10 protein-coding genes and 3 pseudogenes are annotated in these 12,648 nt (G+C 56.1%); 12 read left to right on the top strand and 1 reads right to left on the bottom strand.

The window, feature by feature from the left end; genetic code table 11:
- Positions 1-23: 23 nt before the first annotated feature.
- Entirely contained in the window at positions 24-179 is a 156-nt protein-coding gene (gene tnpB / locus NKI16_RS31065; RefSeq protein WP_352924377.1) for an IS66 family insertion sequence element accessory protein TnpB, read from the bottom strand.
- Positions 180-245: 66 nt separating this feature from the next.
- On the opposite strand from tnpB, the pseudogene NKI16_RS31070 reads away from it, so the two are divergent.
- From NKI16_RS31070 to NKI16_RS31125, 12 genes and pseudogenes are all read left to right on the top strand, one after another.
- Positions 246-535: pseudogene (locus NKI16_RS31070) on the top strand (nitrilase-related carbon-nitrogen hydrolase).
- 16 nt (positions 536-551) lie between these two features.
- Positions 552-987, top strand: a pseudogene (locus NKI16_RS31075) (lysozyme family protein); the annotation flags it as partial.
- Positions 988-1,706: 719 nt separating this feature from the next.
- Complete coding sequence (locus NKI16_RS31080; protein ID WP_352924379.1) at positions 1,707-2,591, top strand: beta-keto acid cleavage family enzyme; 885 nt, start codon at positions 1,707-1,709, stop codon at positions 2,589-2,591.
- A 335-nt stretch (positions 2,592-2,926) separates the two neighbouring features.
- The gene (locus NKI16_RS31085) at positions 2,927-3,922 is read left to right on the top strand and encodes a dipeptidase (RefSeq protein ID WP_352924381.1); all 996 of its coding nucleotides are present in this window, start codon (positions 2,927-2,929) and stop codon (positions 3,920-3,922) included.
- A gap of 210 nt (positions 3,923-4,132) precedes the next feature.
- Positions 4,133-4,678 (top strand): OsmC family protein, encoded by a 546-nt coding sequence (locus tag NKI16_RS31090; protein ID WP_352924383.1) that lies wholly within the window; start codon positions 4,133-4,135, stop codon positions 4,676-4,678.
- A 136-nt stretch (positions 4,679-4,814) separates the two neighbouring features.
- The gene (locus NKI16_RS31095; protein WP_352924385.1) at positions 4,815-5,789 is read left to right on the top strand and encodes a 3-hydroxyacyl-CoA dehydrogenase NAD-binding domain-containing protein; all 975 of its coding nucleotides are present in this window, start codon (positions 4,815-4,817) and stop codon (positions 5,787-5,789) included.
- Positions 5,790-6,540: 751 nt separating this feature from the next.
- Positions 6,541-7,746: an ABC transporter ATP-binding protein gene (locus NKI16_RS31100; protein WP_352924387.1), complete on the top strand. Its 1,206-nt coding sequence runs from the start codon at positions 6,541-6,543 to the stop codon at positions 7,744-7,746.
- 95 nt (positions 7,747-7,841) lie between these two features.
- Positions 7,842-8,906, top strand: a complete 1,065-nt coding sequence (locus NKI16_RS31105) for a polyamine ABC transporter substrate-binding protein (protein WP_352924389.1) — start codon at positions 7,842-7,844, stop codon at positions 8,904-8,906.
- Positions 8,907-8,978: 72 nt separating this feature from the next.
- A complete protein-coding gene (locus tag NKI16_RS31110) occupies positions 8,979-10,229 on the top strand; it encodes an ABC transporter permease (RefSeq protein ID WP_352924391.1) in 1,251 nt (416 codons plus the stop codon).
- 5 nt (positions 10,230-10,234) lie between these two features.
- Positions 10,235-11,065, top strand: a complete 831-nt coding sequence (locus NKI16_RS31115) for an ABC transporter permease (protein WP_352924393.1) — start codon at positions 10,235-10,237, stop codon at positions 11,063-11,065.
- A gap of 133 nt (positions 11,066-11,198) precedes the next feature.
- Positions 11,199-11,783, top strand: a complete 585-nt coding sequence (locus NKI16_RS31120; RefSeq protein WP_352924395.1) for a GNAT family N-acetyltransferase — start codon at positions 11,199-11,201, stop codon at positions 11,781-11,783.
- Positions 11,784-11,842: 59 nt separating this feature from the next.
- Positions 11,843-12,478 (top strand): annotated as a pseudogene (locus NKI16_RS31125) (NAD(P)H-dependent oxidoreductase).
- Positions 12,479-12,648 lie beyond the last annotated feature (170 nt).

The raw sequence follows: 12,648 nt of genomic DNA on the forward strand, positions 1-12,648 counted from the left end.
ATGGCGCAAACTCAAAGAAAAACTCAGCCCGCGAGCTGAGGGCGGAACGTGTGACGCGGGTTGCACCAATCGATCCCGTCGAGCATGTAGGCGAGCTGCGCCGGTGATATAGAAACCGTACCGTCCGCCGGCGACGGCCATAGAAACCGGCCCTTCTCGAGCCGTTTTGACAATGTCATCGTCCCGTGGTCTCGGGCGAGGGCGCGGCGTTCGTTTACCGCGAGCGCATGCCGGTCCCCGTTTCCATGTGGCAACCACGGCGCGGCTGGTTTGGAGGGGCCGGAGGGGCCAGGGCGGATTTCTTCGCCAACCCGGTCGTCGAGCTCGGCGGCAAAAAGATCGCTCCCTGATCTGCTCCGAGCAGCTCATCCTCTGGCCGGTGCTGCAATCGGCGCTGTATTCGCCGGACGTCATGGTTGCGAGCGGCAATGGCTGGTGGACGAAAGGGACGTCGTTCGTCGCCATCCAGAAGGCCAGCGCCGAGGCTTGGGCAAGGCTCTTCGGCAATCCGCTCGTTGCGGCCTTCAATCGCTGAGCGGGGGACTTCCCAAATGATCGACGCAGCCCTGATCCAGAAATGCGCGGACCCCGCCTTGAAGCCGGCGATCGTCGAACGCTTCATCGCCGAGGCCGGTTCGTCCGATCCGCTGACGGTCCGTCCGGTCGGGCGATCGCGTTGTGCTGGTTCCGAAGCGGGGCTCGCCGGACGACGCCATGACCGTCATGCGGCAGTATGTCGGCAAGGCAGTGGTTCGCGTCATCATCACGCAGTACCCTGTGGGCTTCGGGATCTCGGACCCGTCCGAGCTGAAGCCTGACCTTGTCGGCGCCTGCGAAAACATCCGCATGGGCACGGCGCTGTTCGGCAAAGTCTATCGCATCGTCACGACATGGTACGGCAACGCCGTTAACGAGGCATTCGACGACGCGATCTATGCTTGGCGGACGGGCTATTTCGAGGGGAAGGCGGTCTTCTCCGAACCCGATCGGTCTCGGAGAGTTGGCGTCGAGCTTTCACACCGTGAGCGTTATTGAACGAAACAAATCAGGGAGCCGACCATTTTGGTGTGATTGCTTCCATCCGTGCTGCCATCCTAAGCGACAAAATTGAGCCTTCATAATGGCCGTGCCGGCGACAGGTTGGTGAACAAAAATGCGTATAGCTCAGCAAGTTCTGGACCTCGATCATTCATTTTGGGCGGTCCTGAGTTGGGGAGCGACGAGATTTGTGATGAAGTGGACAAGGAGCCACTCGTTGCCTTGTGATTGGAGCGGCATATACCCTGGAAGCGCACGTGTAAGGAAACTCAGCGTGCCCGGGGCTGTCAATCTCGTCGGAGATGGCGTTTTTCTCGGTGGCTGAGTGCCAGGCATTCCGACCTGTATGCGAGAACCAGTCAATCGTTTGTGCAATCGTCGAGGGTCGAGACGTCTCAATCGCTGCTCCCGTTAGTGCGTTAGGGAGTACGCCTTGGCGATCCCGATCCGCCGTATCCCGTCTACAACTCGCCCGTCAGGAGCACCGCGAAGCGCCATGACGACTCTGGCGGGACAGGCCGAAATCGGGGCAGTCCACGAGCGTGAAAACGTTACAGCCCGCAAAGCGGTGTCGCAGCGCGGCAACTGACGCAGGCGGGGATAGAACGAACTGGACGTCGAAGTCAGTACGTCTGTGTATGCAATGTATAGCGGAATAGGAGCACTTGATGGCAGAGAAGGTTATCGTCACATGCGCAGTCACTGGAGGTGGCAGTGCAGTGCTCGCGAAGCACCCAAACGTTCCGAAGACCCCGTCGCAAATAGCGGAGGCGGCGCTTGAGGCCGCGAGGGCAGGTGCCTCAGTAGTTCACATTCACGTTCGCGATCCGGATACAGGCGTGGGATCGAACCGCTTTGAGCTTTACGAGCGGGTTGTGAAGCAAATACGGGACTCCGAGGTTGATGTCATCATCAACCTGACATGCGGAATGGACGGAGAACTGGTGCTGGACTCTGTCGACCCGATCAAGGTCGGAGCAGCCACCACCCTTAAAAGTCCAACGGTCCGCTGCCTACATGCCGTCAAACTTCAGCCAGAGCTGAGTACTCTGGACTGCGCCACGATGGCGTTCGACGAACATATCTACGTTGGGCGGATGTCCGATTTACGAGCAATGGCACAGCTTATGCGAAAGGCAGGGGTCAAGCCTGAGCTCGAATGCTTCGAGCTTGGCCACGTTGAAACAGCCAAAAGGTTGATTTCAGAGGGTTTAATCGAAGGTTCGGCTCTTTTCCAATTCTGCCTTGGCACCGGCTATGGAGCTCCGGCTACGCCTGCCGCTTTACATGCTATGCAGGAGCTGTTGCCTTCCGGTGCGATTTGGGGCGGCTTCGGTTGCGGAGCCAGCGAAATGCCCATGGTCGCACAGATTGCCTCATTGGGTGGCCATGTGAGAGTTGGTTTAGAAGACAACATTTATCTTCGACGGGGTGTACTGGCCTCTAACGCAGAACTCGTCGACAATGCAGTTCAAATTATAGAGCGGCTCGGTGCCAGTGTAGCGAGTCCTGCTGAAGCCCGGGCAATACTTGGCGTTGTGAAACGCGGATAAAACATACTGTACGTCATGGTCCGAGGCGTCTTCATATTGAGCGGTATAGTTGGCTCCCAATTTATACCGCCAAGGACAGGCTGATCTCTGCGCCTGACGTCGACGATGAAGGCATCTGCCTTCATCCGGCCAAGTCAGCGATAGGACTTTGCAATTCATCCTCTTTTTTGCAGTCGTCATTTCAACCGTCTCTTATTTTTGACGAAATTAGCTTCAACGGAGGTGGCATCCATAGTGTATCGCTCTCGGCCTATTGCGATCCTCGGCGAGAAAATTGCGTTGCTCCTACTCTGGCCGATGGGTGCTGGGGAGCGTGACTAAGAAGGAAGTGTGGAATGATCTCAGAAGCTACGCAGAAATTTTGGCGCGAGAACCTTGTTTGGGACATGCTTTATCCTCTGGATCCGCAGGATCAGTCTTACGGGTGCCCTGTAAAGTATTTAGATGATTATATCCAAGCTGGCGTCAGCTTCACTGCCGTTGGCGTGACGGAAGATTCGATGAACATCGATTCTTCGATGAAGGCGATTGCGTGGCAAAGGAAGTTGATCCACTCCAGGCCAGACGTGTTCATCCATGCCCTCACGGTGGAAGATGTGCTTCGCGCCAAAAAAGAGGGCAAGTTGGCTGTTGGGATGCAGACCCATGGGACTGCTTGGTTTGGTAAGGATCTAGGAGTTCTGGAGCCTTTCCGCGAGCTTGGCCTGCGGGTGGTTCAGCTCGCCTTCAATGCGTCGAACTATGTGGGTGGTGGTTGCTCAGACAGGGCAGACGGCGGCCTTACCACATTTGGAACGAAGGTGGTCAAAGAAATCGAACGACTGAAGATGATTGTCGATCTTGCGCACACCGGCTACCGGACGACGATGGACGTGTTCGAGATCGCGACCCGGCCAGTCATGATTTCCCACGCCGGCATAATGGGCGTGCATGAGCACTACCGGAACATTCGCGACGATCAACTCCAGGCGCTAGCTAAGAATGGTGGTGTTATCGGCCTTTCAGGCAATAGCGCTTATATCGGTGATGGCCTTGGCGCAATGTCGGCAATCTTCAAGCATTTGGATCACGTTGTTCAGTTGATCGGGCCGGACCACGTAGGATTTGGTTTCGATTTCGTCTTTGAAACGGACAGACTCGACGAATGGGCTCGGAATATCGGAGCCGAATGGCCGGACTTCGATAATTCAACCTTCAAGGGTTTCCGCTTCCAGCGTCCGAAAGATGTGATCACCCTGGTTCAGTTGATGTTCGATCATGGATACCCAGAGGATGCGGTGAGGAAGGTGATGTCTGGTAACTTCCTCAGAGTTTGTAAGGAAGTGTGGTGACGACTGAAGTCGCCTTCATGTCGCAAACCTCGAGCGACAGTTCTCTTCTGGAAGGCGCGCAGACCCATTCCTCCCCGATGAGGGTGCGATAGCAGATCCACCAAGGAAGTTGTCTGGGACTTCATCGCAGGCAACCCATTTGTATCCTATGCTGTCGCGCAAATTTAGGTCCCTTTTGGGAAATTATTCATCTTACCTTTGGCGAATGACATGACTGAGAGAGTACCAACTTCAACGCTTGGGCAGGTGTTTGCTCAACTACGTACCGCATCTGCCACGGGAAACCCCGCTGACTGCATCGAGGTGATGTCAGGGAAAACTCAGCAGGTAGTCGGATTGAGGTCGGAGTCGGTTTTTGGTGGCCATAATCTCGTAATCGACGAGCCCATTAGCTTTGGAGGAACGGGTGCAGCGCCGAATCCGGCCGAAGTCTTATTGGCCGCAATCGGCGCCAGCATTGAGGTTACTGCCCGCGTCTACGCAGAATATATGGGGATCAATGTTGCTGCGATTGGTGTAGATTTGTCGGCCGAGTTAAACTCGCAAGGTTTCTTCGGGACGAAAGAAGGAATCCGATCTGGATTCCACGGTATATCCGTCAAGGTGAATATCGTGAGCAATGAGAAGCCAGAAACAATCGCTGAGTTGTTAGAAATTGTGCAGCGATGCTGCCCAGTTCTCGATAACGTCAGAGCGCCGACTGAGGTCATGGTAACAGTCGACCACAGGACGCCGGGCAGCAGCGAGGCGTCCTAGCCAAGCTGTGTTTTGCTTACGCGTTTCCAATACTTGGAGGCGTGGTTGACTGGATTTGAAATGGAATGCGAACCCAGGGTTCAGTGATCTCTCGACTACTGGGAATGCCAGCTAGATTCACAAGGAGGAATAACCGATGACACGGCCCGATCCAAAAAACGTTAAACGCGTAGCTTGCATAGGCACGGGTACCATCGGCGGTGGGATGGTCGCTCAGTTTCTTGCGAGCGGATATGACGTCATAGCACAAGACCCAGGTAAGGACGCCGCCGGTTTCCTCGAACGCTTGCTAGATCAGGCGTGGCCAGTACTGGAGAAGATCGGCATTCGACCTGGTGCGTCGCGGGAGCGCCTGCGTTTTACCACAGACCTTGAAGACGCTGTGTCGGATGCCGAATATGTGCAGGAGAGCGTGCCAGAAAATCTCGATCTAAAGATAGGTGTATACGAGAAGCTCGATCGTCTCGTCCCCGCCGATATCGTGATCGGTTCAAGTACCTCCGGATTCCCGATGACGGAGATCCAGAAGCGTTGCAAAAATCCAGAGCGTACCGTGGTCGCGCATCCAGTAAATCCACCGTATCTCATACCGTTGATTGAGATTGTCGGGGGAGAGAAAACTGATACGGCAGTTCTGGATTGGACAAGCACCTTCTTCGAAGCGGTTGGTAAACGTGTCCTCCGCATGGAAAAGGAAATCTACGGCTTTGCGATAAACAGACTTCAAATCGCGCTGTTTCGAGAAGCTTTGCATCTTGTCGCAGCTGGCCAGTGCACGGTTGCGCAGATTGATGACTGTCTGACTCATGGCTTGGGACTACGCTGGGCATTTATGGGGCCATTTGCAACCTTCCATCTTGCAGCTGGCGACAAGGGCCTCGGAGCCTCCATGGACGTCCACGGGGCCGTAGAGTGGCGGGCGCCATTCGTTACCGAGCATCCTCTGCCTGACTGGACGCCGGAGCTTCGCGATCTCATCGTAAGTCAAGCTGAAGAAGTGATTGGCGGCAGGACGATTCCCCAGATGATCGAAGAACGCAATGAGACGATTATTGGCCTGCTGAAGTTGCGGGAGGCAAGTCGCGCTAACGCCGCCAAGAGCGTCGCCTAGTCTGGCGCCACTGTTGGGTACGAGGGCGGGCTGAGTGTGATCTTCAGCCCGCCCCGAGCGCTGCTTCTGGCCGCAAGCTGCATCCGATCGTGTCAACCGACGGGCAGGGGGGATCGCGGGGGTCAGAGTCACGCTGTGCGAGATCCGCGCTTATGACAGCGATCCCGTCCGCCGGCGCTGCACGCAAACTTAGGTGATGTTGGGTTTGCAGCCCACTCCATTGGTGGGCTGAGCCCATCGCCTTTTCGCCTTTTCTCGCTTCAAAGCCGGTACTGCACACGGTTCTCCGTTTCAAACCTGGTTATGAGCGGGAGAACCAGGAAGCCCCCGCTTAGAAAACCTCCGTCCATCATCAGGCACGGTGCGCCGCTGTATCGAAAGTGCGCGGAGAAATCCTAAGATGGTGCGGAACGTATGCTGTGAGGTGGGCGGCTGCGAGAAAGAGTAAATCTTCGACGCCTGAAGAACACAGAGACGGCCCTCTGAGGTCGACACCTCCCAAGCGGTCGACATGTTGCAAATCGCGCATGTGGTATGTGCCCTACGTTTCAGAGGTGCATCGGATTTGATGAAAATCGCTCTCCACCGTGTCGTATCGTTCACAAAAATTAAATTCGAAACGAGCTCGTTTAAGAGTTCAAGGGAACAAGTGCTGAGTTCTTCCTACAGTCGTGATGGCAACTTGACGGTGCCAGATGGGATTCCATCCCAGCGAGTTGTGGGGAAGCTGCAGACGAATGGAGGAGAAGACATGTCTACGACACGCCTTGCTACAGACAGGCATACAGGCGCATCGTCAGGGCAGCCTAGATGGTCTGCGGAAGCGGTACGCGCTGAAGCGCAACCAGATTCAGCAGAAACGGCGCAGGATGTGCTCGATACTCTTGTAAAGTTCGCGGGAGTCCAAAAGACCTACGACGGCGAGACGCTAGTCGTTAAGGATCTCAATCTGACAATCCCCCGTGGCGAGTTCCTGACCATGCTTGGACCGTCAGGCTCCGGCAAGACGACGACGCTCATGATGCTGGCAGGCTTCGAGGTGCCCACCCGGGGTCGGATCCTTTTGGAGGGGCACTCCATTAACAATAGGCCGCCGCACAAGCGCGACATAGGAATGGTATTCCAGAACTATGCGCTTTTCCCGCATATGACGGTAGAAGAGAACCTCGCGTTTCCTCTTAAAGTACGCAAGCTCAGCACGGCCGAGACCGAAGCCAAGATCAAACAGGCGCTCGATATGGTCCGGCTCGGCGCGTTTGCCAAGCGGCGGCCCGGCCAACTTTCCGGCGGGCAGCAGCAGCGCGTGGCGCTCGCCCGCGCCCTCGTCTTCGGCCCCAAGCTCGTGCTGATGGACGAGCCGCTCGGCGCGCTGGACAAGCAACTGCGCGAGCAGATGCAGCTCGAGATCAAACACATTCACGAGAGCCTCGGCGTCACAGTGGTCTATGTGACGCATGACCAGAGCGAGGCGCTGACCATGTCCAACCGCATAGCGGTGTTCAACGACGGGGTCATCCAGCAGCTCGCAACGCCGGCCGAACTGTACGAGCGGCCACGGAACGCCTTCGTCGCCCAGTTCATCGGCGAGAACAACCGGCTGCAAGGCAACGTTGTGGCCGTGAATGGTGCGACCTGCAAAGTAGAGATTCCCGGCGCCGGCAACGTGCTGGCGCTGGCGGTAAATATCGAGGGTGTGGGAAAGCCAACCGTGCTGTCGCTGCGGCCCGAGCGAGTGAAGCTGAACCCGATACCGGGCTCGCTGCCAAATGTGTTCAATGCGCAAGTTGCGGAACTGATTTATCTGGGCGACCACCTGCGCATCAGGGTCTCGGTCTGCGGCCATGATGACTTCGTGCTCAAGCTGCCGAATTCGGAAGGACTGGCCCGTGTCGAGCCCGGTGCGGTGATCACCATCGGCTGGAAAGCGGAGGATTGTCGGGCGCTCAACGCGCCGTGACGAGGAACCGAGGCTCGTCGCGAACGGGTTGGCGAGTCTTCGTGCAAGGGGCGCCCTATCCTGGGGTATGGCCAAACAAAGGGAGAGAGCAGAAAATGAAAAAGTCATTGATGATTGCGGGCGTCGTGGCCGTGACGGGCCAACTCATCGGCGGGCTTATGCCTGTGAGACCAGCATTTGCAGACGACCAGCTATCGGTAGTCTCGATGGGTGGGCGCTATCAGATGGCGCAGCGCAAGGCTTATTTCGAGCCTTATGCCGAGCAGACCGGCGTTAAAATCACCGAGGACGAATATCTGGACGAGCCCGCCAAAGTCCGCGCCATGGTCGAGACCAAGAGCGTGACTTGGGACGTTATAGTTACTGATTTGTCCTACGCCATCACGTTGTGTAACGAAGGAATTATCGAACCTATCGACTGGAAAAAAATTGGTCTCGACCGGGCTAAGTTCATGGAGGGCGACAAGTCTGACTGCGGCGTGCCGACTGACGTCTACTCCGAGGTCGTCGCCTATGACAAGGACAAGCTGCCTAATGGCCCGGAGTCGATCGCCGACCTATTTGATCTTCAGAAATTTCCCGGCAAACGCGGACTGTTTAAAGATCCGTGGGGCAACCTGGAATGGGCTCTGATGGCCGACGGGGTGCCCATCAAGGACGTCTATAAGGTACTTCGCACGCCCGAGGGCGTCGATCGCGCGTTCAAGAAGTTAGACACGATTAAGAAGGATGTCGTCTGGTTTGTGTCCTTCGCCCAGCCGTTGCAGCTTCTCGCCGACGGCCAAGTCGTCATGACCACGTCCGGGAACGGCCGGATCTCTGACGCAAACAAGAACGACGGCAAACACTTCGCAATAATGTGGGATGCTCAGCGACTCGGCGTGAATGTCTGGGCTATGCCCAAGGGAACCTCACGGCTGGAGGATGCTCACAAGTTCATCGCTTTCGCCGCCTCACCGCAGGCGCAGGCCAATTTCAGCGGGAACATGCCCTACGGGCCAGCCAACAAGGATGCGGTCGCTTTGGTCGACCCGGCGGTCCTGCCTGATCTGCCCACGGCCCCAGAGAATATGGCCAACGCTATGATGATGGACCTTAACTTCTGGGCTGACAACGGCGACGCATTGCGTCAACGCTTTACCGCGTGGCTCGCGAAGTAAAAGAAGTGAGGTGCACCGGGAGAGGGTTCATTCCCTCTCTCGGGTTCCGCTGAGGATTAGAGGAGAAAGCGAATGGCCATGATGTCCGCTCACACTGCAGGAAGCTCCAGTGGCATTCCGCTTCGGGTCACGTTGCAACGCGTAGAGCGTCGGCGCAAGCTGAAGGCCTTTACCCTCGTTTTACCGCTGTTGCTTTTCATCGGAATCACCTTCATCTTACCGATCGGGCGGATGATGTTCAACGCTGTCCACGATGATACACTTCAGGCCCTGTTGCCCCGGACAATGACGGCTCTTAACGGCTGGGATGGCAAAGACCTGCCGGACGAGACGGCTTATGCGGCCCTCGTCGCCGATCTGAAGCAGGCCTTCGCCCAGAAGACTGCGGGCACGATCGGCAAGCGGATGAACTACGAGCTGTCCGGCGTCGGCAGCCAAGTGGTATCGAGCGCGCGGAAGGCGCGCGAACTCTCCGCCGGCCCATACAAGACAGCGCTGATCGAGATCAATCCGCTCTGGGGCCAGCACGACGTCTGGAGCCTGCTGAAACGTGGAGCCTCCGCCTATACAGCCTACTACTTACTTCGTTCTGTCGACCACCAGTACGGTCCCGATGGTCAGATTGTCTCCTCGCCGCCGGAGACCGCGATCTTCCAAAACGTGTTCCTGCGTACCCTTGGCATTAGTATCGGAGTGACCGCTACGACCCTGCTCCTGGGCTTTCCGGTAGCCTATCTGCTGGCCGCTCTGCCAAGTAAGACCAGCAATCTATTGATGATATTGGTATTGCTTCCGCTCTGGACTTCGCTGCTTGTACGCACGACCGCATGGGTGGTGCTTCTGCAGCAGCATGGCGTCGTGAACGACGCTCTTATAACGCTGCATATAATTTCGCAGCCCGCTGAGCTCATCTTTAACCGAATCGGCGCTGTCGTGGCTATGACCCATATTCAACTGCCCTTCACCTTGCTCCCAATCTACAGCGTGATGAAGACGATCCCGCCGAGTCATGTGCGCGCCGCGCGCTCGCTCGGCGCTGGGCCGTTCTACGCTTTTTGGAAAGTATACTTCCCGCAGACGTTGCCGGGGATCGCGGCCGGCTCCCTTCTGACCTTTGTTCTTTGCTTAGGCTATTACATAACTCCCGCGCTCGTCGGCGGCCCGGGAGACCAAATGGTCAGCTATTTCATCGCCAGGTACACGAACGAGGATCTCAACTGGGGCATGGCCTCGGCCCTTGGCGCCGTCCTGCTCTCAGCCACGCTTCTGCTTTATTATGTGTTCAACAAGTTGATCGGCGTAGACCAGATCAAGGTGGGGTGACAGCGATGACCGCTTTTCCTTATGCCTCTCGAACGGAAATAGTCTGGTACTACTTACATCGACTCATTTGCGGCGCAGTGTTGCTGTTCCTTATCGCACCCATTTTCGCAATAATTCCACTTTCATTCAATTCGGTGCCATTTTTCACATACCCGATGCCAGCTTTCTCGTTCCGCTGGTATGAGGAATTCTTCCTGACTGATCGCTGGCAAAGCGCATTATACAATTCGATCTTCATCGCCGTATCGGTCACAATCCTCTCTACGGCGTTAGGCACACTTGCCGCACTTGGCCTTAGCCGGCCGAAATTCCCTTGGCGCACGGCCGTGATGAGTCTGCTGATCTCGCCAATGATCGTCCCAGTCGTGATCACCGCTGTTGGAGTCTATTTTTTCTATGCTGATGTCGGCTTGTTGAACACTTTTACCGGGCTGATCTTGGCACACACAATGTTGGCCACTCCGTTCGTTGTCATCACAGTGACCGCGACTTTAACGGGTTTCGACCATTCGTTAACTCGCGCAGCAGCCGGGCTTGGTGCCACACCCGTAACTATCTTCTTCAAAGTCACGCTGCCACTCATACTTCCAGGCGTGATCTCTGGATCGCTGTTCGCTTTCGGCACCTCCTTTGATGAGACGGTGGTTGCCCTCTTCGTCGCGGGCCCCGATCAGCGTACCTTGCCGAAAGTCATGTTCTCCGGGATCCGTGAGCAGATTAGTCCGACCATCCTGGCCGCCGCCACCGTTTTGATCCTGTTCGCTGCCATCATGTTGACTACCATGGAGCTTCTGCGGAGGCGTTCAGAGCGCTTGCGCGGTATTCGTGAGACCTGAGAAGCGCCCTGTGGTCTGCTGGTGCGATGTTGCCAAACAGGGCTGGGGAGGCCCAGGTTAAAGTAACATCACACGCAGTATGGCTTCGCGAAGATATACGTACCATCAATGTCAATGTTCAAGAGGACTAGCGATGCTGCAAACAAAACGCCTGTTACTGCGGGAATGGAAGGACGAAGACGTCGACAGCTTCGCTCGGATGAATGACGAACCGAGAGTTGCGAGATACCTAGGGCAATTCGTTGATCGGGCCGCGATCGAGGCGTGGAGAAACGTTCAACGGGATCATTTCAGAACGTATGGATACGGCATTTGGGCGCTCGAAGATTTGGGTACTGGCGGGGGTATCGGGTTCTGTGGGCTTATGAATGTTCCCTATCAGACTCACTTCACACCAGCGGTTGAAATCGCTTGGCGGTTGCATCCTGAGTACTGGGGGCGAGGATATGCAACGGAGGCGGCCTCTGCTGCACTTTCATTTGGTTTCGAGCGAGTTGGATTGAGCGAAGTAGTCGCTTATGCGTTCATTGAGAACTTGGCTTCAAGGCGCGTAATGGAGCGACTCGGAATGAGTCATGACCCACAAGATGATTTTGATCTGCCAGGTGGAGTGGAAGCCTTGCGACGTGTCCAGGGAGTGGAAGCCTTGCGACGTCAGGTACTTTATCGCCTTAAAGTTGGAGACTGGGTAAAGACGGCGCTGGCGATCCGAGACTAACGCTATAAAATCTGAGTTGCCTACAAATTCCTGTCATGTGACAGGATAGTGAGAGACGCATGCATGCGCTGATTCTGTTGGCACACCCTGAACAGAACTCTTTGAACGCTCAATTGGCTCGGGGCGCCCAGGAGAGACTTGAGATGAATGGTAATAGTGTAGAATTGCTGGATCTCTATCGAGAAGCATTTGAGCCGCTTGAAGCCGAGCATCGCTATGTCAAGCGCTTAAACAGGGCCTTTTTTAGCGTGCTATCTGAACAACGCCACGCCTCAAACTTGGGCGCTTTGCCTCCAGAGGTCATCCGCGCCATCGATCAGCTCGATAGGGCAGACCTAGTCATTTTTCAGTTCCCCCTGTGGTGATGGTCGATGCCGGCTATTCTGAAGGGGTGGATTGACCGGGTCTTCGTGTGGGGGAGCGTTTATGACAGCAGAATGCGCTATTGTGACAAAGGACGATTTCGGGGCAAGCGCGCGTTCCTTTCCGTCACGACCGGTGCGCGTGCGCCGGCCTTTTGGCCAGACGGCCAAGCAGGAAACCTCGACCTGGCGGTCCGAGGCTATCCCGTGAGTTGTCCGTTGTCGACGTCCAATGTGATCGGGCGAGCGGGAACTCCGTCGCATTGGTCGATGGCCGGCGCGCTCGACGCCAGCCCTTCTGTTGCAGCGGCCAAATGGAGGCCCAAAAAGTAATACCGTCGTCTAATAGCGAGATTTGCAGGCGATTTTTGGTGCGGAAGGTTGGTTGCCGAAGCATGGTCGTCTACGCGGTCAACATAATCATGCTCAGCTCATGGCTCTGGTTGACGGAATGGACTGGAAACGGGTTCGAACGGAGACCGTCAGGCGGCCGCAATCGGTTG

This window comes from Mesorhizobium sp. M0698 (assembly GCF_040320455.1).
Classification (GTDB): domain Bacteria; phylum Pseudomonadota; class Alphaproteobacteria; order Rhizobiales; family Rhizobiaceae; genus Mesorhizobium.

Excerpts from the sequence above, each read along its gene's own strand:
- tnpB (WP_352924377.1), bottom strand. The coding sequence starts at position 179 with ATGACATTGTCAAAACGGCTCGAGAAGGGCCGGTTTCTATGGCCGTCG.
- NKI16_RS31080 (WP_352924379.1), top strand. The coding sequence starts at position 1,707 with ATGGCAGAGAAGGTTATCGTCACATGCGCAGTCACTGGAGGTGGCAGT.
- NKI16_RS31085 (WP_352924381.1), top strand. The coding sequence starts at position 2,927 with ATGATCTCAGAAGCTACGCAGAAATTTTGGCGCGAGAACCTTGTTTGG.
- NKI16_RS31090 (WP_352924383.1), top strand. The coding sequence starts at position 4,133 with ATGACTGAGAGAGTACCAACTTCAACGCTTGGGCAGGTGTTTGCTCAA.
- NKI16_RS31095 (WP_352924385.1), top strand. The coding sequence starts at position 4,815 with ATGACACGGCCCGATCCAAAAAACGTTAAACGCGTAGCTTGCATAGGC.
- NKI16_RS31100 (WP_352924387.1), top strand. The coding sequence starts at position 6,541 with ATGTCTACGACACGCCTTGCTACAGACAGGCATACAGGCGCATCGTCA.
- NKI16_RS31105 (WP_352924389.1), top strand. The coding sequence starts at position 7,842 with ATGAAAAAGTCATTGATGATTGCGGGCGTCGTGGCCGTGACGGGCCAA.
- NKI16_RS31110 (WP_352924391.1), top strand. The coding sequence starts at position 8,979 with ATGGCCATGATGTCCGCTCACACTGCAGGAAGCTCCAGTGGCATTCCG.
- NKI16_RS31115 (WP_352924393.1), top strand. The coding sequence starts at position 10,235 with ATGACCGCTTTTCCTTATGCCTCTCGAACGGAAATAGTCTGGTACTAC.
- NKI16_RS31120 (WP_352924395.1), top strand. The coding sequence starts at position 11,199 with ATGCTGCAAACAAAACGCCTGTTACTGCGGGAATGGAAGGACGAAGAC.